We start from the raw sequence: 22,981 nt of genomic DNA on the forward strand, positions 1-22,981 counted from the left end.
CTACTCGATCAGCAGGTACAGGCCCACCCCGCTGGCTCCGACGCTACTGAATTCGGCAGGCACACATACTGCTGGTCGAGTAGGCGCCGAGGCGCCAGCCGAGGCACCGTATCGAGACCAACGACCCGGCGCGAGATCTCGATACGCGGCCTCGCTAGCGCTCGGACGCTACTCGATCAGCAAGTACAGGCCTACCCCACTGGCTCGGACGCTACTCGATCAGCAGACAAGTCCTTCCTTTGTGCAACAACAGGACTGACCATTCCGAACCGTCGGAGGGCGACGCTACAATGGCAGCAAGGTGATGACTGTCGAATTGAAACATAGTGGGGCACAGTGGAATTACCTGTGTACAGCCCTTCCTTGGGCACATATGTTCGACTACAATCGAATCATGTCGTTGGACACCCTGGTTCCGTTGCTCTGCGTGAGGTGACGATCGACGCTGATGCGTCTGGTCGCCAGGTCTTCGAGTCCACGAAGACGTTGATGGACGTGCGTAACCTGGTCGATCATCAGCTGGCCGTGCACGCGGCTGGTCTTGATCGTCTAGGGTTGGCGCAGCGCTCTGGCGGGAAAAACGCGGAGCCTGTTGATCGAGATGGGGGCTGCTCCGGCTGTTGCCGACCGCTGGCTGCGCATCGGGGCCGCCCTGGACCGGTTGGAACGGGTGGCTGCGTATTCTGCGGACGGGGTGTTCTCCGGTGAACACGTCGACGCATTGGTGCGGGGGATGGCCCACATCGACCAACGGGCATCCGAACCACTATCGGCTGGGTCGGTGATCGAACACGAACTGGCGTTGATCGCCCAAGCATTCTCCGGCGCCACCCCACGCGAAGTACTGGCGGCGGCACGCGCGCGAGGCAATCAGATCGCCGAGGATGAGGGTGGGGTGCCGGCGGCCGAAGACCGCTCGATCAACGAGGTCTCCACGACCGTGGCCGCCGATGGCCGGTTGGAGGTGTTCGCCAACCTCGACATCGTCACCGGCGAAAAACTCGTATCCGCTGTCGAATCCTTGTCCCGCAAACGGCCTGAACCCGACGGGTCCGAGGATGCCCGATCAGCCGGGCAGCGGCGCGCTGATGCGTTGGAAATGATCCTCGACGCCGCGGCCAAAGCCACCAGAACAGGTGACGCCGACATGGTGGTCGCCCCGAAAACACAGGTGAATCTGACCGTGCCCGCCGACCACCCCGATCGGGCAACCCTGGAATGGTTGGGACCGGTCTCCCAAACAACCGCCCATCTGGTGGCGTGTGATTCGACCGTCACCATATTCGACCTCGACGAACACGGCGCACCCCTCGGCGTGAGCAACGGGCCACGCCTGTTCACCTCCCAACAACGCAAAGCACTCATCGTGCGTGACCAATGCTGTGTGAAATGCGGAGCCGCCGCCGGATATACCCAGTGTCACCACATCATCTACTGGTCACACGGGGGCGCCACCGTCATCGACAACGGCTGCTTGTTGTGCACCTCGTGCCACGCGCAGATCCACGCGTCGGACTGGGAGATCATCATGGGTGCCGACCGACACCCCTGGTTGATTCCACCGGTCGACGTCGACCCCACACGCACACCGTTACCGGCCTACAACCGACGCACCATGACCCTCGCCGCCTGACACCGGTCACCGCCATCAGGGATGCGTTCGGCATCCAATCCGCACCCTCGACACCCACCCACCGCCGATCGAGTAGCCCGCGAGGCGCAAGCCGAGCGAGCGTATCGAGATCACCCTCCCAACATCGCCACATTCATGGCCATCGAAACAGACTGACCCACCAGGACTTTCACCACGCCTAAACCAGCAACCCGGGACAACCCGGGTTGTGCACGACCCTTGACAACTCCACAGCGTGAAATGGGAAACCCTTCGGGTGCCCGCCGAGCAGTGAGCCAGCGGGCACCCGAACGGTGGGCCCCAGAGCGACGAGCGCACGGTCACCGGATTGCTGCACACTCGTGCGGCCGATACGTCCGAAACCAAGAACGTCGCAAAAGTCGTTTCTGAACGACCAGAGTGTGCCGGACGTCGACCGTCAGGTGCGCGTCGGCGCAGCCATCAACTCCGAAAGCCGTTCCGCGGCCAACGCCTTGATGTCACTCGATTTGATCTTGGCACTGCCCGTCAACGAGATCTGATCGTCGGAGAAGAACAGGACATGCCGCGGAACCTTGTACGCCGCCAACTGTTCTCGGAGGTAGCCGCGCACGCGTTCACCGTCGAGGTCGGCATCGGCGTGCGGAACGATACATGCCACCACCACCTCGCCGAGCGTCTCGTGTGGCACGCCGACCGTACGCGCGACCTTTACCCCAGGATGTCCGATCAGCACTTCGTCCACCTCCAACGGTGAGACGTTGGCCCCACCGGTCTTGATGATGTCGGTGAGACGACCTTCCCAGAACAGCCGATCGTCGGCGTCGAGATATCCGCCGTCGCCGGTGTGGAAGAAGCCCTCGTCGTCGACGGTGTCCATCAGCGCGGTGCCGAGGTAACCGAGCATGAGTGTGGGCCCCTTGACGCAGATCTCGCCCGATTCACCGATCGGGAGGACGGCACCGTCGATCGGGTCGACGATCTTGACGGTGTTCCCGGGCAACGGCAACCCACTGCTTCCCGCGATCATCTCGTCCGGTGTGTTCGCCGGGTAGCAGGTCGTGATGGTGAACGTCTCGGTGTTCCCATAGGCGTGCCCCGGCTCCGTGTAATCGGTGGAAACGCTGTGGTGGCGGGCGATCGGAGTCTGTCGATCCACGAACCGCATGCTGCTCAGATCGACGGACGGCCAGTTCGGCGCTGCCTCCAACTGCGCCCACTGATGCGGCCAGGCGACCGGGAAATCCACCTTCTCCGCCTCCATGAGCTCCAACGCCTCGATCGCATCGAACGTCGACTGCAGTACCAGCGAACCCCCACTGGCCAACGTGGAGCCGAGGGCCATCCCGAAGTTTCCCGACCAAAAGAAGCCGTTGGCCGACCAGCATCGGACGCGATCCTGCGGCGACAGTCCGTACATACGACGGAAACGCCACATCTGGATCGCGACGCCGCGGTGCGCGCTGAGTATGCCCTTCGGTTTACTGGTCGATCCGGAGGAAAAGAAGATCACCGCACTATCGCTCGGAGATGTTGCGGTGCCGGCTGTCTCGACGGTCTCGCGGGTCACCGACCGTCCGTGGTCGAGAAAGTCGCGCCAGCCGTCGATACCATCGGTCGCCTCGCCCACAACTGCCAGGTGACGTAGGAACGGATACGTCACCGACTCCAGTGGTGCGGATCCCCGAGACGCGATCTGCGGCTCCAGCTCGGTCAACACCCTGGCCAGATCGGTGCGCACCACGGTCCGCTCGAACAACAGCACCGACACTCCGGAAACCCGGAGCAGATGGTCGAGTTCGGCCGGCGTGGAGAATGTACTCAGCGGCACGGCAACCCCGCCCGCCAGCGCGGTACCGAACACCGCCGACAACCACTCCGGCCGGTTCGTCATCAGCACCCCGACGCGACAGTCACGACCGATCCCGAGCGCCCGCAGCGAACGGGCCACCTCCACGGATCGCTCCCAGAGGTCTGCGTAGGTCCATCGCACCGTCTCGTCGGCACGCATCACGAGGACCTCACGATCGGCATACTCCGTCGTGACCTCGCGGAGGAATCCCGGGAGGGTCAGTGCCCCCAGCCCTGGCTCGTCTTCGAGTGGCGGACCGACGGCAATCGACGGGGCCTCGGTGGTTGTCGGGGTGCTCATGGCATACCTCGCTTGATGCTTCCGTTGGGCCGCAATCGATCCCGGCCGGTCAGTCGGCGCTAGAGTGGGAGTTCGACCTCTGCCGTGCACGACACCAACATGTCGCCGTCCTGGTTGGTCAGCTTCAGCTTGATCTGGACGAGCGGCACACCCCAGTCGGACTGGGTGATCTTGTCGACGACCTCGCCGTCGAAGTAGGTGACGTCACCTTCGAAAGCAGGACTGCGGAAGTCGGCCTTGGTGTGGCGGACCATGCCGTCGTGCCCCGCCCAGTTCGCCAGGAAGTCGGTACACCAGGCACCCATCGTCGCGCCGTACCCGTACGATCGTGCCATTCCGACCTCGCCGGCCTTCTCGGCGTCGATGTGCCCACGCGACGGGCCGACGTAGAGTCCGTCCCGCTTGCGCGGGTCGATCTTCGCGTCCTCCTCGTCGAATGCGAAACCCTCTGTCCAGCCGGGATCCTGATAGACCCACGGGTCCTCGACACCCTCGGGCGCCACCCACTCGAAGGTTCCCCAGATGTTGAACAGGAAGGCCCGGTACTCGGTGGTGAACGACGCGATGCTGTGCGGACCGATCACGCGCCGCGGCAGCGTGTCACCGACCTTGACCTCGTCGAAATGTGGTGACACACCGAGCCGGTTCGACAGCAGCCACTCGCGACGCAGGCTCTCGATCTCGGACAGTTCCTCGGGTGTCCACCGCTTGACCACGCCCACCTGGTCGTCGTACATGCCGCGCTTGGTGGCCTCTTCGGAGAGATAACGAATCGCCGTCGAACGCTCGCGAGCGACGAGTGCTCCATGTTGATTGGTGTGCGTCGTGTCGCCGCGCGAGAACATCGTAGGCCCGGCGAACTTGGTCTCGGCGATCTTGTAGTCGTGAAACCGTCGCTCCTGGAACAGTTTGTCCCCCGGACGTACCGGAGTCCCGTAGAACCACCACTCCTCACCACCGAAGATCAGGTGGCTACCCGGAATCCGACCGACGCAGGCCGGTGCCGCACCATGCCCGTAGTCGAGGGCGACGGCGATCGACTGCGGCGCGACGATCCCGCCGAACCGCGACTCCTGTGCGAACTTCTCGTCCCAATGGATCGGGTTCGGATTGTCCATCGCCATCACCCATCGACGAATGTCGGAGGTGCTGCACGGATCCCACAGCTGTCCCCCGCCGATGGGTTTTCCGACGCGGTGATCGACGTCGGACAGATCCATCTCGACGGTCTTCTTGGTTCCGGTCTTGGTGGTCATGTGTTCTCCCGACCTATCGATTGACGTCGACGACGATGCGCCCGCGCACCGTGCCGTCCATGAGCTTGTCGGCCGCCGACACCGCGTCGGTCAGCGAGATCTCGGTCGCGACAACGTCGAGCGCGGCCGTGTCCAGATCGCGGGCGAGCCGTTCCCACGCGCGCACACGACGCTGGCGTGGCGCCATCACGCTGTCGATCCCGGCAAGGGTGACACCGCGCAGGATGAAGGGGGCGACGCTGGCCGGGAAGTCCATTCCCTGCGCCAGGCCACAGGCCGCGACGGTGCCGCCGTACCGCGTCTGTGCACAGACGTTGGCCAGGGTGTGGCTACCCGCGGTGTCCACCGCGCCCGCCCAACGTTCCTTCTGCAGGGGTTTGCCCTTCTCGGCGAGCTCGGCACGGTCGATGACCTCGTCGGCGCCCAATTGTCGAAGGTAATCGGCTTCGGACGACTTCCCGGTGGCTGCCGTCACCGCGAAGCCGGCCTTTGCCAGCAGCAGGATGGCGATGCTGCCCACTCCACCGGTGGCCCCGGTGACGACGATGCTCCCCTGATCGGGTGTCACGCCCGCATCGACCAGGGCGTCCACACACAGGGAGGCCGTATAGCCTGCGGTGCCGATCGCCATCGCCTGCTGCGAGGTGAACGCGTCGGGCAGGCCGATCAACCAGTCCCCCTTCAGACGCGCCCGCTGGGCGAGCCCGCCCCAATGCGTTTCACCCACGCCCCAACCGTTCAGGACGACACGGTCACCGCTGTTCCATTCCGGATGTGAGCTCTCGACGACGGTGCCCGCGAGGTCGATTCCGGGCACCATCGGAAATGTGCGGACCACCGGTGACTTTCCGGTGATCGCCAGTGCGTCCTTGAAATTGAGCGTCGAGTGGTCCACATCGATCGTCACATCCCCCTCGGGCAGATCCGCGATGTCAAGGGTCTGCACACCGACCGACTGTCCGGCCTCGCCCTTGTCGATGACCACTGCTGCGAACTTCTGCAAAGCCGTTCCTTTCCGAAGCCGGCACCGTTGGCGCCGACATTACTCAATCCTAGTAAGGATTGAAATACTTGTAGGTCAAATCCTCATCGTGCAGTCCACCCACCGTCGACGACGATGGTCTGACCGGTGACGTAGGCGCCGGCATCGCCGGCCAACCACAACACCGCGCCGACGATGTCGTCGGCGGAACCCTCGCGCGGCAGTGGGGTGTTCCGACGCAAGTATGCGAGCGACCGCTCCCCCTCGTACAGAGGCGCAGTGATCTCGCTGCGGAAGAATCCCGGGGCCACGGTGTTCACCCGGATCGAGTGTCGTGCCCACTGCACCGCCAGTTCGGCGGTCAGCCCCGACAGCCCCGCCTTGCTGGCCGCGTACGACGCCTGCGGGATTCCGGGGATGCCCACTCGTCCGCTGATCGAGGAGATGTTCACAATCGATCCCCGGCCGACGTCGCGCATGTGCGGAAAGACATTCTGCGCGAGCAGGAACGGCGCCACGAGATTGAGATTCATCGTCTGCCGGACGGCTTCGGCCGGCTCGTCCTCCGCGCGTTCCTCGGTGAACATGCTGCCGGCCGCGTTGACCAGGATCTCCGGCGGCCCGAGCGTCTCGACCACGTGTGGCACGACCGCGGCGATGTCCCCCGGATCGCTCAGATCGCAGGCAAGAGCCGTCCCGCCGATGCGCTCGGCGAGGTCGTCGAGCCTGTCCTTTCGCCGGGCCACCACTGCCACCCGGGCCCCCGCGTCGGCGAGCACCTCCGCCACCGCGACACCCAGACCCGACGACGCCCCGGTCACCAGGGCGACGCGGCCACCCAGATCGAATCGAGCCCCTGGGTCACCGGACATGGACCGTCACCCCTTCACCGGAGGTCTCGACGAACTCGGCGAGATCCGCCCGCAGCACCTTCCCCATCGCGTTCACCGGCAGCGCCTTGGTTCGCGACCAGAACTCCGGGACCTTGTAGCCGGACAGCTCACGTCTGCAGAGCCCGACCAGCGAGTCGAAATCGACGTCACCGTCGGCACTTTCGACGACCGCGGCAACACGTTGCCCGAGCCGCTCATCGGGCACCGGGTAGACGGCCACACGAGTCACGTGTGGATCGGTGGCGATCACCCGTTCCACCTCCACCGGGTACACGTTGGCGCCGCCGCGGATGATGACCAGCTTCTTGCGATCGAGCACCGACAGCCAACCGTCGTCGTCGACGGTGCCGATGTCGCCGGTCGCCATCACGGTTTCGGCGATCGGCTTCAGCCCACAGTCGAAATACCCGAGCATGGGTCGCCACCCGTCGCCGCGGCCGTCCCCGGCGGCGGCGATCTTGATCTCTCCCAGTTCTCCTGCCGGTAGGCGGTGTCCATCATCGTCGTATGCGGCGACGTCGAGGTGCCCGAGCACCTGCCCGCTGGCCCGGGGGCGGTGGTCGCGCCCGGGCGGATCGATCGAGACCACCGACGGCGCCTCGGTGAGCCCATATGTCGCACGCGGCGCCAACCCATGTGCGGCCTCGAACTCCGCGCACAGGGCGTCCGAGGTGTCTGCGCCCCCACTCCAGACCTCTTCGAGCGTGCCGAGGTCGATGTCTGGACGACGAGCGAGATCGTAGAGCTGCGCGGGCGCACCGTTCCAGACGGTCACCCGGCGGCTGGTGATCCAGTCGATGACGCCATCGCTGTCGCGGCGGTCGAAGATGACCGCGCACCCACCGGCCTGTGCGGTCAGCAGCGGGGAGAGCACCATGAGATTGAGGATCGTGAGCGGGAAGCTGTCGCCCTTGCGCAGGCTTGGTCCCCACCCACGGCTGTCACGCAGCACCGCACCCGGCAGGAGCAGGTTGTGTTGGCTGTGCACAACGGCTTTCGGTCGCCCCGACGTCCCGCTGGTGAACCCGATGGCAGCCGGAGCGTGGACATCGATCTGCACCTCGGGAGCAGACTCGTCCCGGTCGAGCAACTCGGCCCAGCGGTCGGTCGTTATTCGCGATCCGGACGTCACCGTGTATCGCGCACCGGCCAGGGTGACCGTCGGTTCGCAGAGGTCATGGAGACCCGCCTGCTCTGCCGATGACAGCGCCTCTCCGATTCCCGCCCAGATCGCACCGATCCGCTGTGCACCGTGGAAGGCGACGACTATGTCGAGGTCGTTGGGCAGACATGCTGCGACCCGATCGCCCGGTCGAACACCGAGCGACCACAACGCACCCGCGGCCCGACGCGCCCTGTCGTCGAGCTCTGCATACGAAAGAACTCCCGAAACTGCTTCGACAGCAGGTGAATTCGGCGCGCTGGTCACGGTCGGCCGAAGAACGTCGCCGATGGTGGTGGATTTCCGCACGCACCATTCATACCACTATCCTTGTAAGTATTGATCTGATAGCCTGATCCGGTGACTCGAGGGAGACATGCCCTGGCCGCGCATCGTGCGACACGACACGAATCGCCGTGCGCATGAGTGCCGGCGGCCCTTTGACCGGGGTGCGGGTCGTCGATCTGACGGCCATGGTGATGGGCCCGTACTGCACCCAGATCATGGCCGACATGGGCGCCGACGTGGTGAAGATCGAGCCACCCGCAGGCGACAACACCCGATACATCTCGGTGGGGCCCGAGCCTGCGATGGGTGGGGTCTTCGTCAACGTCAACCGCGGCAAGAAGAGCGTGGTGCTCGATCTGCGCACCGACGACGGCGTCACCGCACTGCGCGAGCTCATCGCCGGAGCCGACGTCTTCATACATTCCATGCGGGCGTCGGCGATCGGCAGACTCGGCTTCGGCTATACCGATGTCGCAGCGATCAACCCGGCGATCGTCTACACGAACTGTTACGGCTACAGCCGCCGGGGACCGGACGCCGATCTCACCGCCTACGACGACACCATCCAGGCCGAGTGCGGACTGCCGTCGGTGCAAGAGCAACTGACCGGCCAGGCCGGCTACGTCGGGACCATCATCGCGGACAAGGTGGCCGGCATGACGGCCCTCTACGCCACCATGATGGCGCTGTTCCATCGCGAACGCACCGGCGAGGGCCAGGAGGTCGAGGTGGCGATGTTCGAGACGATGGCGTCGTTCATGTTGGTGGAGCACGCCAACGGCGCGATGTTCGATCCACCCCTCGGCCCGGCCGTGTATCCGCGCGTCACCGCACCGAACCGAAAACCGTACCGCACCAAGGACGGTCACATCTCCGCGCTGGTATACAACGACAAGCAGTGGTCGGCCTTCGTCGACGCCGTCCAACCGGCGTGGGCAGGCGAACAGTACGCCACGCTGGAGCAGAGGGCTCGACAGATCGACACCGTGTACGCACTGCTCGGCGAGACCTTTGCCGAACGAACCACGGCCGAGTGGCTGGATCTGCTGCGTTCCCTGGACATCCCGGCTGCGCCGGTGCGCAGTCTCGACGAGCTCTTCGACAACCCCCACCTGAACGAGATCGGTTTCTTCGAGGAGGTCGAGACCGCCAACGGGACAGTCCGTTTCCCCGGACCACCGACCTGGTTCTCCCGCACCCCGGGACGGGTGCACGGCCCCGCACCACGACTCGGTGCCGACACCGCCGAGGTGCTGGGATCTCTCCGGTCCCCCGCAGTAGGTTCATCCGAATGATCAGGGAGACAACCGATGACGGTGAACGGCACTGACGCACCGCTGACCGCCGAGATCGATCTGACCCGTATTCTCCGCCCCGGCGACCACATCGTCGTCGGTCAGGCATGTGGTGAGCCGACCACGTTGATCGAGAGTCTGATCGCCCAGAGCCACGCCATTCCCGGGCTCACCGTGTTCGTCGCGACCAGCTTCTCCGACGCCTTCACCGCAACCAAGAACTTCACGTTGTCCAGCATGGGTGCCATCGGATCGCTGCGACCGCTCACGAAAACAGGGGATCTCCAGATCATTCCCTGCCATGTCGGCCAGATCGGACCGATGATCGAATCCGGCCAATTGCGCTGCGACGCAGCATTTGTCCAGGTGAGCGCTCCGGATTCCTCCGGCCGGCACAGCTGTGGATTGATCACCGACCACGTTCGGTCGGCGGTGTCGTGTGCCCGAGTCGTGGTGGCCGAGGTCAACAACCGGGTGCCCTTCACCTTCGGTGAGGCGCTCGACCGTGATGAGATGGACCATGTCGTCGAGGTCTCCCGCCCGCTCGTCGAAGTCGCTTCCGCCCCGGTCGGGGAAATCGACGCGGCGATAGCCGGTCACGCCGCTGCCTTCATCGACGATGGCGCGGTATTGCAGATGGGTGTCGGCGCCGTTCCCGATGCGATGCTGCGTCTGCTGCACGATCGCACCGACCTCGGCGTTCATTCGGGCATGGTCGGCGACGGATTGGTCGACCTCGTCGAGTCCGGCGCAGTCACCAACGCGCGCAAGACCATCGACCGCGGCATGACCATCACGGGTGCCTTGATCGGGACCCGCCGACTGTACGACTTCGCCGATCGCAATGACTCCCTGCGGATGTGCGCGGCGTCCTACACCCATGATGCAGGGGTGATGGCCCGTCTCGACTGCCTCGTCACCATCAACTCCGCGATGGAAGTGGACCTGACCGGACAGGTGAACGCCGAGCAGAGTGGCAACGCGTATGTCGGCGGGACCGGCGGTCAGGTGGACTTCGTCCGGGCCGGTGCCCGCTCTCGCGGTGGGCATGCGCTCATCGCGCTGCCATCGACGGCCAAACGCGGCACCGTGAGCCGGATAACGACTCTGCTGTCCGGACCGGTGACGACGGCACGCAGCGATGTGGACGTCATCGTCACCGAGTTCGGAGCCGCACAACTGGCCGGTCAGACACTTGCCGAGCGGGCTCGTCGCCTCATCGGCATCGCCCATCCGGACTTTCGTGAAGACCTTGAACGAGAAGCACATTCGATTCTGCAGAGAGGATTCTGATGGAGGATGCGGTTCGCTTCGACGTCCTCGACGACACCATCGCGGTGATCACCCTGAATCGGCCCGAGACGCGGAACTGCCTGTCGGCCCCGGTGCGTGACGGCCTCGCGCAGGCATGGTCCCGGTTCGAACGCGACGCCCGGCTTCGCATTGCTATCCTCACCGGTTCCGGCGAGGTGTTCTGTGCCGGAGGCGATCTCAAGGAGATGGTGGATACCGCTATGTCGGTCCCGCCACGCGACATGTTTGCCCTCCCCTACGACACGGTGGAGCTGACCAAACCCACGATTGCCGCAGTGAACGGAGCAGCGTTCGCGGGCGGATGGATGATCGCCCAGGCATGCGATCTGTGTGTGGCCAGTACGTCGGCCCGGTTCGCGGTCACCGAGGTCAAGGTCGGGCGGAGCTCACCGTGGGCGTCGCCGCTGATCCACATGATCCCGCAGCGGGTCATGATGGAGATCCTGCTCACCGGACGACCGATCACGGCACAGCGGGCATACGAGATCGGCTTGGTCAATCGGCTGGCCGAGCCAGAAGAACTGCTACAGTGCGCGATCGACCTCGCTCGAGAGATCTTGAAAGGCGCACCGCTGTCGGTCAAGGCCGCCCGTGAGACCGTCATGCTGGCAACCGAGATGGGGCGATCGGCCGCGCTGGCCGCCGCACGAGCGGCATCGGAACTCTGCTATCACAGCGACGACGCGCAAGAAGGCCCACTGGCCTTTTCCGAGAAACGTTCACCTCGTTGGCGAGGCCGCTGAGCCACACCCCGGCCACACCCCCTGCGGTCGAACACTGCCCGACCCAGCCCAGCCACACCCCCGCCGGTCGAGTAGCGCCCGAGCGCAGCGAGGCCGCGTATCGAGACCGACGCCAACCCACACCGCCACACCCCGGCCACACCCCCGCCGGTCGAGTAGCGTCCGAGCGCAGCGAGGCCGCGTATCGAGACCGACGCCAACCTACGCCGACTGCTCGCCGGCCCGAAACGGCAGAAACGGCGCCAGTCCCGGCTCCGCCTGTATCCCGAGGGATCGCAGGAAGGCGGCGAGCATCGCATAGCAACCCACCGTGAAGATGATGTCCATCAGCCCGCGATCGTCGAAATCCTTTGACAAGACACCCCATGTCGCGTCGTCGATCTTCCCGACGTCGAGGATCTGATCCACCGATGCCAGCAAGGCCGCCTCCGTGTCGCCCCAGCCCACGGCGCCGCCTCCCTCGCGGACACGCGCTATCTCGTCGGGGGTCACCCCGGCGCGTTCGGCGAGGATCACGTGTTGAGCCCATTCGTAGTCGGCGTCTCGGACATGAGCCACTCGCAGTACCAGGAGTTCCCGGTGCCGCACGGTCAATGCCGATCCACCGAGCAGGTGGCGGTTGAAAGTCAGGAACGACGTCGCGAGATCCGGATACCTCGCCAGGGTTCCGAGAAGGTTGTCCCCCGCCTGCCTGCCCTCTTCCGGTCCCGCGCTGGCCACCGATGAGCGGAACCCGTCCACGAACTCACGCATCTCGGGTTCCCAGTCGACCTTGCGGAGAGGTCCGATCCGCAGCGGCTCGTCGAGGCCGCTCACGTGTTCCGACCGCCGTTCACTCCGATGAGTTGGCCGGTGATGTAGCCGGCCTCGTCGCCGACGAGGAATGCGGTTGTCGCAGCGACATCCTCGGGCTGACCGATCCGCCCCACTGGGGTCCGCCCGATCTGTGTGTCCACGTCGACCATGCCCGCATCGACCGTCTTGCGCAGCATCGGGGTGTCGATGAAGCCGGGTGGGATGCTGTTCACCGTGATGCCGTGTTTGCCGAACTCGAGGGCGAGGACCTTGGTCAGTCCGACGACCCCGGATTTCGACGTCACGTAGGCACCGAGTCCTGCCGATCCGCTGTGCACGCTCGACGACGAGATGTTGACGATTCGGCCCCACCCTTCTGCGACCATGTCCGGTATCACCACCTGACAGCAGTCGAAGGCGCTGGTGAGATTCACCGCCAGGGCAGCCTGCCAGGCGTCCCGGGTGATGTCCAGGAAGCCGCAGGCAAGCGTGGCACCCGCACAGTTGACCAGGATCGTCGGCCGGCCCAGCTCGGCGCGGACGGCCTCGATGCCTGACTCGATCTGTGCACGGTCGGTGACATCGACCCCCAGGCCGATCGCCTTCCCACCCGCCTGCACGATCTCGTCGGCAGCGGATTCTGCTGCGGCGCGGTTGATGTCGAGAATCGCCACCAGGTTTCCGTCGGTGGCGAGACGGCGGCTGATCGCGCCGCCGATTCCCGAGGCTCCGCCTGTGACGATCGCGGTGCGGCCGCTCACTTGATCTTCTCCTGACCCGCGACGGTGGATCGGTGCATGACGCGTGGTCGGGTGTGGTCGAAATCGCAGACGCGATGCACCAGGCCGGTGTTGTCCCAGATCACGGTGTCGCCCTCGTTCCAGCTGTGTCGGCACACCTTGCCGGGGCCGGTGGTGCGGTCTCGTAGGTCGTCGAGCAACGCCCGCCCCTTCGCCACGTCCATCCCCACGATGTGTGAAGCGGTGGCACCCAACACCAGTGACCGCCTGCCGGAATCGTGTTCCCACACCAGCGGATGTTCCCGGACGGCTCGCGTCGCCCACTCCTCCAATTGCTCGGGAGTCGGATCGTGATAGGTGAGCCGCTGCACGGCCTCGAAGGTGTGCACCACACGCAGGTTCGCGAAGAGTTCCTTCTCCATGTCCGAAAGCTGGTCATAGGCGTCGTAGGTGCTGGCGAATTCCGTCTCGCCACCGGTTTCGGACGTGACCCGGGCGGTGAGGATGGACGTCTTGGGGGCGATCTCGTCCAGGAGTCCGTCGATGTGCCAGAAGCTGTTACTGGCAAAGTATTCCGCGTTTGGGTTCGAGGGATCGAAGCTGATCTCCATGACCTCGGCCGTCTCAGGCGGTAGGTGAGAGAAGTCGATGAGGGTGCCGAGCTTACGGCAGAATCTCACCAGCGCGTCGTTGCTCGCGTTCAGCTCGGGGAACACCAGAACCCCGAATGTCTCCAGTGCCTCGGCGACCGCGTCCGGAAGGTGGACGTCGTCCACCAGGCGCTCCGTGTCGACGTCGCGTACCAATGCCCCGGTGGTTTCGGTGAGTTCCTCCATCGTCAACGTGCTCATGGTTTCTCCTTGTTCGATGATCTGCGTCAGTCGGGTACGCGCGGTTCGCGCCGATTGGTCAACGGGCGGTGATAGGACGGGTCTGTGTGACTGCGCGCAGGCTCCCCGTTCGCATAGAGATCCGGCACGTCGGCGAACGGGAGTTCTGCGCTGGGGACCATGCCCGACCACTCGATAACGTTGGTACGTAGGCTGATCCTCCACTGGTCGTCTCGACGCTCGAGACGATCGATGTAGCGCCCACCCGCAGTCCAGTTGGACTCGTCGCGATTGCGGCCCACGAACAGGTAGTACGTCTCGGTGTGTGCGATGTCGCCGTCGATGTCACAGGTGTGGTTGAGCAGATTGTGCATCGTCGACCGCTGCCCCTGCTCGTGCATCCGTGTCGCCCACTTGTAGAGATCGATGGGCGATCCGACGAAATCGCCTGCGGCGATGGTCGCATCGGGATGAAATGCGGACAAGAACAGCGTGCGATCGAATCGATCCGTCCCACGACAGAATCGCGTCAGGCAATCCAGGATGTTCTGCCGGTCCAGCAACACCTCCACCGACGTCAACGGCACCGGTTCCGGGATGGTTGTACTCATCGTTCACCTCTCCTCTCGTGTCGCGTGTCAGACCGGCGCCCAGATCGGCTCGCCACGCGTGCGGCGTGATGACGGGATCGTGCTTCCGTCCAGGTCGGTGATCCCGTACATCTGGGCGAGTTCGGCGGTGATGAACGTTCCACCGCTATGTCGCATCAGTTGCGGATCCTCTGCGAGCGCAGCGATGACGCGACCGGGAAACTCTGGTGTGCAACCGTTCTCGGGGCGCGTGGCGGCCTGTTCCCCGAGGCCGGCAATGGTGGCCAGGTTCCTCTCTGCGCGTTCGGTGAACGTGAGGCCCTGCCAGATCGAGATCGACGCGACGCCATATGGTTTGAGTTCGACCGCCATGTCTCGCGCCATGCGATCCGCGGCGGATTTCGCCACTCCGAAGACGACCCCGTAGGTATAGCTCACGCCGGTGTAACCCGATGTCGCCACGATCAGGCCGGACCTTTGCGAGGTCATCAACGGTGCGGCGTGATGGGCGGCGACGAAACTCGATCGCACTCCTACGTCGATCATCTGCCAGTTCGACAGTGGTTTACGCCAGAACGGTTCAGGATCCGTCAGATCGTCGGGGAGGGCAAACGCGTTGTTGACCAGGATATCGATGCGGCCGTGGTCGGACCGGACCCGATCGAACAGTGCGGCCACCTGGTCGTCGTCGGCGTGGTCGACCTGGACAGGTATGCCCTCGCCGCCCCGACGATCGCACTCGGCCGCGGTCGCCCCGACTGTACCGGGCAGATCATGTGACTCGGCATCGACGGTCCGACCGGTGACGTACACCGTCGCGCCGTGGTCGGCAAGAGCAACGGCGATACCCTTACCGATCCCTCGACTTGCTCCGGTGACAACGGCAACCCGCCCCGACAAGCCACTCACGACGAGGCCGGTGTGTATCCGAGGATGCCTTTGGTCTCCAGGTAGTCGTCGAAGCCGAATGCGCCCCACTCGCGGCCGTTGCCGCTCTTCTTGTAGCCGCCGAACGGTGCGCAGAAGTCGAATCCGTCGTTGATCGCCACCGAGCCGGATCGGATGCGACGCGCGATGCTGCGGGCCAGGTCGAGGTCGTCGCCTGCGACGAATGCCGCGAGGCCGTATTCGGTGTCGTTGGCGATCTCCACGGCATGGTCGACACTGTCGTAGCCGATGATGGTGAGCACCGGTCCGAAGATCTCCTCACGGGCGATCGTCATGTCGTTCTTCACATCCGCGAACACGGTCGGCTTGACGTAGAACCCCTTGGCCAGCCCGTCCGGCCGTCCCGGTCCGCCGGCAACCAGCGTCGCCCCCTCGTCGATGCCCTGTTGGATCAGGTTCTGGATCTTGACGAACTGCGATTCCGCCACCACGGGGCCGATGGTCGAGTCCCCCTGCGGGTCACCGACCGTGACGGCTGCCGCCGCCGTGCGGGCGACATCGATGACCTCCTCCATGCGGGCACTCGGCACCAACATGCGCGACGGTGCGCTGCAGGTCTGGCCGGAGTTGAGCATCATCGTGACGACACCTTTACCGACGTTGTCGGCCAGGCTTGCGTCGTCGAGGAGGATGTTCGGTCCCTTGCCGCCCAATTCCTGGGTGACCCGTTTGACTCCGGGCGCGGCGTTCTTGGCGATCTCGACACCGGCCCGGGTCGACCCGGTGAAGGACACCATGTCCACGTCGCGGTGGCCGGACAGCGGCACCCCGACGCTCGGACCGTCGCCCTGCACGACGTTGAACACACCGGCCGGAACGCCTGCCTCGTCGAGGATCTCGGCAAAGATCTGTCCGCTGAAGGGCGAGCGCTCCGAGGGTTTGAGAACCATCGTGCATCCCGTAGCGAGCGCCGGGAACACCTTGACGGCGATCTGGTTGAGCGGCCAGTTCCACGGCGTGATCAACGCGCACACACCGATGGGCTCTCGGACGATCAACGACTGCCCGAGTTCTTGCTCGAAACTGAAGTCCCGCAATGACTCGATCACGGTGCCGAGATGCCCGGCCCCGAGGTCGAGTTGGAACCCGTTGGCCAGCGCGGACGGTGCACCCATCTCCTCGGTGAGCGCGGCCGCCAGATCGTCGCGCCGCTTCGTGTAGACCTCCGAGATCGAACCGAGCAGGTCGACGCGATCGGCGACCGAGCTCACCGACCAGGCCGGAAAGGCCTCGCGTGCCGCGGCAACCGCTCGGTCCACATCTGCGGCCGACCCGACGGAAACCCTGCCCGCCACCTCCTCGGTAGCTGGATTGACGACGTTCATCGTGGCCGACTGCGCCGGATCGACCCAACGACCGCCGATGTAGAACTTCAGGTATTCACGCATGTTGTCCCCTTGTGCTGAAAGGTCTTTCGTTCACCGGATGACGAGGCTCGATGACACTCGGCGCCGCGGGTCCATGTGAACGTCTCGAGGTCATTGCTGCCCCTCGGCGTACCAGGTGCGGAACTCGTCGTAGCTGGGCATCTCCTCGGAGTTCGCCTTCGGGTCGACCGGAACGTGGATCACCCCGGGCTTGCCGCTCGCAAACGCCCTCTTGATCGCCGGCGCGATCTCCTCTTCGTGTTCGACGTACTCGCCGTAACACCCGAGGCCCTCGCCGATCTTGTCGAACCGCGTCTCGGTGCTCCAGTGCACCCCGGTCTCCAGCGAACCCTGCCCGTACGTACGTTTGTAGACGCCGACCTCGAGGCCCCACGCGTAATCGACCGCGACCACACAGACCAGTGGAAGATTCTGTCGGGCAGCCGTTTCCAATTCGGCGATATGGAATTGGAAGGAGGAGTCGCCGGTGATGAGCATCATCGGACGCTTGCCACCGTCGGCGACGCCGGCACCCACCGCATACGGTAGCCCGGTCCCCAGGTGTCCGAAGTTCTGATTCCACATCACGTCATGCGGCTTGGACTGATCGTAGGTCCACCCGAAGATCGTGGTGGCACCACCGTCGCGCACCATGATGCCGTCTGCGGGGAAGTCCTTGGTGGCCTCCACGATGAGACGTGCCGGATGGACCGGGGTCCGCCCGGAGGGCGCGGTCTCGGCGAGTTCTGCCAGACGGGCCGCATCCTCGCGGATCCATCGGTCGAGGTCGGCGGACGGAGTACGCGGCGTATCGGCGAGCGCGGTGACCAGCTGTGGCACAACGGCCCGCAGGTCGCCCACGAGTGGCACGTCGATGGGGCGATTCACCCCGATGGCCGACGGATCCTGCTCGATCAACAGCCATTTGCGGTTCGCCTCCCCGTCGACCCAGTGTCGGCCACGGCCGAAGTGGACCGGTTCGCCGAGTTCGGTTCCGATGGCAAGGCACAGGTCCGAGCCGACCACGGCCTCCACCGCCGACGGGGAGAACCCGTACGGGAAGGTGCGATCCTCCAGCCCCTCGATGTAGGACGTGCCACCGGATGTCTGGATCACCGGACACGCCATGAGGTCCGCCAGGGCCTTCACCGAGGCACCGGCGCGGGCGGTGTGTACTCCGTGCCCGGCGAGGATGATCGGACGTTCGGCATCGCGGATCAGTTGGACGGCATCGGCCACCTGCTCTGCGCCTGCGCTCTGCCCGACGAGCCGATACCGCTCCGGCGGCAACGCATCCGGGACGTCGAGCTCCTCCTGGATCACGTGCGACGGATACTCGATGTACACCGGCCCGGGCGTACCGGACACCGCCTTGCGGATACCTTCGCGGATGATCTCGTCCGTCTGGTCGGCGTATTCGATACTCGCGCTGTACTTCACCGACGGCTCGACCAGTCCCGCCTGTTGAACGAACTGGATCCGACCGCGCCGCACGCGTTGTTCGGTGATTCGTGCCCGCTGTCCGCCGAGGAAGATCACCGGCGAGTTCTCCACTTTCGCGCACATCATCGCACCGGCCATGTTGGCGATGCCCGGTCCGAGCGTCGCGATGCAGACTGCGGGCTTCCCGGTCATCCGCGAGACCGCTTCGGCCATGAAACCTGCAGCTTCTTCGTGATGCGGCGACACCACGTTCCAACCGCGCTCCTCTGCGGTGTGGAACAGATGGACGAAGTTCGGGTCCGGGATGCCGAAAATGGTGTTGATTCCCTCGGCCTCGAAGAGATCGAGGATACGTTCGTAGACCTTAACCGACATGTGCGGCCCCCTCCTTGGTGATCGCGAAGCTTCTGCTGATGTGTTCGTTGTGCCCAGATGGGACGACCGGCAGGATCCACGGGTCGTCGGTGTTGCGGATGGCGTCGATCTGATCGCCGACTTCTTCGACGGTCCAGGACGGTCGATAGACGCCGGACGTCTCGGCGACGAAGGCGCGGGCTATCCGACCCGCGATCGCGACCAGCATCTCGCCGGTGATCGTGCAGGATTCGTGCGCCAGCCATCCCACCGCCGGCGCGACCAGTTCCGGTCCCATCGGCGGATATGCCGAGGTGTCGAGCCCTTCGGCGAGCCGAGTGAGGGCCGCCGGGATGATCACGTTCGAGGTGACCCCGTGCTCGCTCCCCTCCAGCGCCGCGACGTTCGACAGCCCGATGATCCCGGCTTTGGCCGCACCGTAATTCGCGACCCTGTGGTTCCCGTAGATCCCACCGATCGACGACGTCAGCACGATCCTTCCGTAACCGGCATCGCACATTCTCGGAAATGCGGCTCGGACAACGTGAAACGCTCCGCGCAGATGCACGTCGAGAACCGACTCGAAATCCTCGAAGGACATCTCCGACAACGCCGCATAGCGATTGTTGCCCGCGTTGTGGATCAGGATGTCGATCTGCCCGAACGCGTCGATGGCCGTGTCGATGATCGCCTGCCCGCCCGCCGGTGTCGCCACCGAGTCGGTGCACGCGACCGCCTCACCGCCTGCATCCCGGATCTCGTCGACGACCGCGGACGCGGGGCTGAGGTCCGCCCCGTCTCCGGCGATGCTGCTCCCCGGGTCGTTCACCACGACCTTGGCGCCTCGCGACGCGAGCAGCAACGCGTAGGCTCGGCCCAATCCCCGGCCGGCGCCGGTGATCACCGCCACCCGATCGTCGAAACGCGATGCGGTCACTTCTCGACCACCAGACCATCCATCTGTCCGGTGGACCGCCATCCCTCGAGCAGTTCGGTGAGCTCGTAGAACCCACCCCAGTACGGCTCGCCGAGGAAGTTGCGGCCGTTCGGTTCGCCCTCGCTGTTGTAGTAGCCCGGGGTGCATTCGGTGACGAAGGTCGAGTTGTCGACGGTGTTGTCACGGATGGTCTGGATCCACTCTTCCTCGGCCTCTGCCGTCGGTTCGACGTAGGTGGCCCCCCTCGACTGTGCCTCGGCGATGATGTAGGCGATGTGGTCGGCCTGCTGCTCGAACATCAGCGTGGTGGTGGCGGTGACACCGCCTTGGGTGAACCCGGTGGCGAAGTGGTTCGGGAAGCCGTGCGCCATGATCCCGTGCAGGGTCCGGAATCCCTTGCCCCAGTGGTCGTAGAGCGAGATACCGTCTCGGCCCGCGAACGGTTTGATGTCGAACTGCCGGTCCAACGACGTCGTGATCTCGAACCCGCTTGCGAAGACGATGCAGTCGAACTCGTGCTCGACTCCGTTGGCGATGATCCCTTTCTCGGTGATCCGCTCGACTCCCTTGGTCTCCGAGACGTCCACCAGGGTGACGTTGGGCCGGTTGAACGTCGGTAGGTAGTCGTCGTTGAAAACCGGTCGCTTGCACAGGTTTCGGTAGTAGGGCTTGAGTGTTGCGGCCGTGTCCGGGTCGTCGACGATCTCGTCGACACGTTGCCGCAGCCGCTCCATCACCTCGTAGTCGGTGACCTCCTTGAGCTCCATGAACTTCGCGGGATCGGCCAGCGCTGCCCATCCGTTCGTCTCATCGAGTTTGCGGGCCATGTTCCGCGACACCTCGGTCCAGCCGTCGCAGATGAAGTCGGGCTCGCCGGGTGAGTAGAACGCAAAGGTCGCGTTGTGGAAGTTGTGCTGCCGCGCGGCCCGCCAACCGGGTTCGAGGGACGCCACCCACTCCGGGTCGGTCGGATGGTTGGCCCGCTCGAAGATGTACGACGGCGTGCGCTGGAAGACGGTCAGCTGTTTGGCCCCGCGCGCCAGATGAGGAATCGCCTGTACACCACTGGAACCGGTGCCGATCACGGCAATCCGTTTGTCCCCGATCTTGTCCAGACCACCGTGCAGGTTTCCCCCGGTGTAGTCATAGTCCCACCGCGCCGTGTGGAACACGTGGCCCTTGAAGTCTTTGATACCGGGAATGCCGGGGAGTTTCGGCCGGTTGTAGGGCCCTTGACACATGACGACGAAACGAGCGCGGATCTCGTCGTCGCGGTTGGTCTGGATTCGCCACCGATTGATGGTCGGGTCCCACTCCAGCGAGGTGATCAACGTGTGGAAGAGCGCCTTCTCGTAGAAGCCGAAATGCTCACCGATACGCTGCGCCTGCTCATAGCATTCGTCACCCTTGGAGAACTTCTCCTTGGGCATGTACCCGGTCTCCTCGAGCAAGGGCAGGTAGCAGTACGCGTCGGAGTCGATCTGTATGCCGGGATAGCGATTCCAGTACCAGACGCCACCGAAATCCCCGCCGAGTTCGATGATCCGGAAGTCGGTGACACCGGCTTGCTGAAGCCGGTGTGCGGCGATGAGGCCGCAGAAACCCCCGCCGAGCACGGCGACCTCGATCTCGGTATCGAGGGCGTCGCGTGGTTGGACAGGAAGGTGCGGGTCACCTTCGTAGAACTCGGCGAACTCGCCGCCCGCCTCCACGTACTGCTGCTGACCGTCTGATCGCAGTCTCTTGTCGCGTTCGAACAGATACTTCTCGCGGAGGGCCGCGACATCGACTTCAGGGGTCTGCGTACGTTCGCAGTTCTGCATGCTCATTCCTTGCTCGTGTGATGCTCGTCGTGATCGGCGGTGATGAGGTCAGCCGAGATCGGTCGGTTCGCCGGTTCCCATGTACTTGGCCAGGTTGTGGTGCAGGTTCACCACGCTGCGTTCGCGGTACGGGTTGGGTTTGCAGCCCGAGAACCCCTGCGACTTGATGCCCTTCTGCACCGCGGCCATGTTGGAGAAGTCCTGGGGTAGCACGGTGCGCCATTCCGGCGAGCTCTCCGGGGTGAACTCCCATTCTGTCTGGGGCTCTTCACCTTCGGGGAACAGTTCGTAGACCGCCGCCTCGAAGATGCACTTGTCCGGGTCGTCGCCGTACGGTCGGGCGCTGTAGCAGAGCATGTTGTTGAGTGCGTGCCCGATCTGGAAGTTGGGGAAGATCTGCCACGCGGTTCCACTCTTCGCGACGATCTGCGGGTCGACGGTGGGCCAGACGACGCCACGGGCCTCGTCGTCGCGTCGGGCCGATGCCAGCCAATGTGCGAGCACCTCGTTGGGCGGTGTGCCCTCCGGAAGTTCCTCGATCAGACGCTGCGCTGCGTCGACGAGGGTGCGGGTGGTGTTGGTGTTCGCGTTCTCCCAGGTGAAGTTCTGCAGATCGATCGTCGATTTCCGGGCGTCCGGACCGTCGGCCACGCGTAACTTCGCCTGGTTCTCCTCCATGCCCTTGGGCACGTCGTAACCGATGTTGCTGTGTTTGCCCTGGGCGCGCGACCAGCCGAGGAAGGTGCCGTAGGCACGGAACTCGGGATGGGTGTACGGGACGTGATAGGTCTCCATGAATGCCTCGAGCGCGACCTTCCAGTTGCAGTCGAAGACCAGCCACCGGCGCCACCGGTACCGCATGTTCTCCAACTGGAACGGATCGAGCAGCGAGGCAGCCGGTTCCAGATAGTCACGGAGCGGCTCGGCATCAGGGTCTGGGTTGATCCAGATCCACCCTCCCCAGGTGTCGACCTGAACATTGCGCAACCGGGTCTTCTCGTCGGTGAGGCCGGTCGGCCAATCCTCCCTCTCCGCGGCCCAGGTGTTGTTGCCCTCGAGATCGTAAGTCCACCCGTGGAATCCGCAGACGAAGGTTCGGCACTTGCCGTGCGCTTCTCGTTTGCCCTCGGGGGTGTCGACGAGTCTGCGTCCCCGATGCGAACAGACGTTGTGGTAGGCGCGGATCGTGTCCGGGCCCGAGCGAGCGATGATGAACGAGTCGTCCATGATCTCGTAGGTGAGGAAGTCGCCGACGTTCGGGATCTCCTCGACCCGGCCGACCTGCTGCCACACCTTGTGCCACAGTTTGTCCCGCTCGGCGCGGAGGTAATCCCTCGAGATGTAAGCCTCCACGGGGATCTCGACGGGAGTGCTCAGCGCCTCGTTGGTTGCCTCGATGCTCTCGGTCTTGTTGTCGATGGTGTCGGTCATCGCATTCTCCTACCCGAAAGTTGTTG

At 64.6% G+C, this 22,981-nt stretch carries 18 protein-coding genes and 1 pseudogene; 4 read left to right on the forward strand and 15 right to left on the reverse strand.

The window, feature by feature from the left end:
* Positions 1 to 373: 373 nt before the first annotated feature.
* A pseudogene (locus AAFP35_RS02540) lies at positions 374 to 1,633 on the forward strand (HNH endonuclease).
* 418 nt (positions 1,634 to 2,051) lie between these two features.
* Here AAFP35_RS02540 and AAFP35_RS02545 read toward each other — a convergent pair.
* The 5 genes from AAFP35_RS02545 to AAFP35_RS02565 form a co-directional block, all read right to left on the reverse strand.
* A complete protein-coding gene (locus tag AAFP35_RS02545) occupies positions 2,052 to 3,764 on the reverse strand; it encodes a class I adenylate-forming enzyme family protein (protein WP_419219971.1) in 1,713 nt (570 codons plus the stop codon).
* 59 nt (positions 3,765 to 3,823) lie between these two features.
* Positions 3,824 to 5,020 carry an FAS1-like dehydratase domain-containing protein gene (locus AAFP35_RS02550; RefSeq protein WP_419219972.1) on the reverse strand — a complete coding sequence of 399 codons (1,197 nt, stop codon included), beginning with the start codon at positions 5,018 to 5,020 and terminating at the stop codon, positions 3,824 to 3,826.
* Positions 5,021 to 5,033: 13 nt separating this feature from the next.
* A complete protein-coding gene (locus AAFP35_RS02555; RefSeq protein ID WP_419219973.1) occupies positions 5,034 to 6,023 on the reverse strand; it encodes an MDR family oxidoreductase in 990 nt (329 codons plus the stop codon).
* Positions 6,024 to 6,106: 83 nt separating this feature from the next.
* Positions 6,107 to 6,874, reverse strand: a complete 768-nt coding sequence (locus AAFP35_RS02560) for an SDR family NAD(P)-dependent oxidoreductase (protein ID WP_419219974.1) — start codon at positions 6,872 to 6,874, stop codon at positions 6,107 to 6,109.
* Entirely contained in the window at positions 6,864 to 8,366 is a 1,503-nt protein-coding gene (locus AAFP35_RS02565) for a class I adenylate-forming enzyme family protein (protein ID WP_419219975.1), read from the reverse strand. The genes AAFP35_RS02560 and AAFP35_RS02565 overlap by 11 nt, the downstream gene beginning before the upstream one ends.
* Before the next feature lie 113 nt (positions 8,367 to 8,479).
* Between AAFP35_RS02565 and AAFP35_RS02570 the strand changes: the two genes are divergently transcribed.
* Genes AAFP35_RS02570 through AAFP35_RS02580 form a run of 3 tightly spaced genes read left to right on the forward strand, consistent with a single transcriptional unit; the run spans position 8,480 to position 11,697 of the window.
* Positions 8,480 to 9,640 (forward strand): CaiB/BaiF CoA transferase family protein, encoded by a 1,161-nt coding sequence (locus AAFP35_RS02570; RefSeq protein WP_419219976.1) that lies wholly within the window; start codon positions 8,480 to 8,482, stop codon positions 9,638 to 9,640.
* Between the two features lie 15 nt (positions 9,641 to 9,655).
* Entirely contained in the window at positions 9,656 to 10,933 is a 1,278-nt protein-coding gene (locus AAFP35_RS02575; protein ID WP_419219977.1) for an acetyl-CoA hydrolase/transferase family protein, read from the forward strand.
* Positions 10,930 to 11,697, forward strand: coding sequence for an enoyl-CoA hydratase/isomerase family protein (locus AAFP35_RS02580; protein WP_419220437.1), 768 nt, complete (start codon positions 10,930 to 10,932; stop codon positions 11,695 to 11,697). Before AAFP35_RS02575 ends, AAFP35_RS02580 begins: the two co-directional genes overlap by 4 nt.
* A 201-nt stretch (positions 11,698 to 11,898) precedes the next feature.
* On the opposite strand, the gene AAFP35_RS02585 is transcribed toward AAFP35_RS02580, so the two are convergent.
* The 10 genes from AAFP35_RS02585 to AAFP35_RS02630 all read right to left on the reverse strand — a co-directional run bounded on the left by AAFP35_RS02585 (position 11,899) and on the right by AAFP35_RS02630 (position 22,955).
* Positions 11,899 to 12,513, reverse strand: coding sequence for a carboxymuconolactone decarboxylase family protein (locus AAFP35_RS02585; RefSeq protein WP_419219978.1), 615 nt, complete (start codon positions 12,511 to 12,513; stop codon positions 11,899 to 11,901).
* A complete protein-coding gene (locus AAFP35_RS02590) occupies positions 12,510 to 13,253 on the reverse strand; it encodes an SDR family NAD(P)-dependent oxidoreductase (RefSeq protein WP_419219979.1) in 744 nt (247 codons plus the stop codon). The genes AAFP35_RS02585 and AAFP35_RS02590 overlap by 4 nt, the downstream gene beginning before the upstream one ends.
* Positions 13,250 to 14,083: a TauD/TfdA dioxygenase family protein gene (locus AAFP35_RS02595; protein WP_419219980.1), complete on the reverse strand. Its 834-nt coding sequence runs from the start codon at positions 14,081 to 14,083 to the stop codon at positions 13,250 to 13,252. The genes AAFP35_RS02590 and AAFP35_RS02595 overlap by 4 nt, the downstream gene beginning before the upstream one ends.
* Before the next feature lie 26 nt (positions 14,084 to 14,109).
* Positions 14,110 to 14,673, reverse strand: a complete 564-nt coding sequence (locus tag AAFP35_RS02600) for a nuclear transport factor 2 family protein (protein WP_419219981.1) — start codon at positions 14,671 to 14,673, stop codon at positions 14,110 to 14,112.
* 27 nt (positions 14,674 to 14,700) lie between these two features.
* Positions 14,701 to 15,561, reverse strand: a complete 861-nt coding sequence (locus AAFP35_RS02605; protein WP_419219982.1) for an SDR family NAD(P)-dependent oxidoreductase — start codon at positions 15,559 to 15,561, stop codon at positions 14,701 to 14,703.
* A complete protein-coding gene (locus AAFP35_RS02610; RefSeq protein ID WP_419219983.1) occupies positions 15,558 to 16,988 on the reverse strand; it encodes an aldehyde dehydrogenase family protein in 1,431 nt (476 codons plus the stop codon). Before AAFP35_RS02610 ends, AAFP35_RS02605 begins: the two co-directional genes overlap by 4 nt.
* 90 nt (positions 16,989 to 17,078) lie before the next feature.
* On the reverse strand, positions 17,079 to 18,785 hold the full coding sequence (locus tag AAFP35_RS02615) for a thiamine pyrophosphate-binding protein (RefSeq protein ID WP_419219984.1): 1,707 nt from the start codon (positions 18,783 to 18,785) through the stop codon (positions 17,079 to 17,081).
* Entirely contained in the window at positions 18,775 to 19,701 is a 927-nt protein-coding gene (locus tag AAFP35_RS02620; protein ID WP_419219986.1) for an SDR family NAD(P)-dependent oxidoreductase, read from the reverse strand. The genes AAFP35_RS02615 and AAFP35_RS02620 overlap by 11 nt, the downstream gene beginning before the upstream one ends.
* A complete protein-coding gene (locus tag AAFP35_RS02625) occupies positions 19,698 to 21,530 on the reverse strand; it encodes a flavin-containing monooxygenase (RefSeq protein ID WP_419219987.1) in 1,833 nt (610 codons plus the stop codon). Before AAFP35_RS02625 ends, AAFP35_RS02620 begins: the two co-directional genes overlap by 4 nt.
* 42 nt (positions 21,531 to 21,572) lie before the next feature.
* Positions 21,573 to 22,955, reverse strand: a complete 1,383-nt coding sequence (locus AAFP35_RS02630; protein ID WP_419219988.1) for an aromatic ring-hydroxylating oxygenase subunit alpha — start codon at positions 22,953 to 22,955, stop codon at positions 21,573 to 21,575.
* Positions 22,956 to 22,981 lie beyond the last annotated feature (26 nt).

This window comes from Gordonia sp. CPCC 206044, assembly GCF_048537895.1.
GTDB lineage: Bacteria > Actinomycetota > Actinomycetes > Mycobacteriales > Mycobacteriaceae > Gordonia.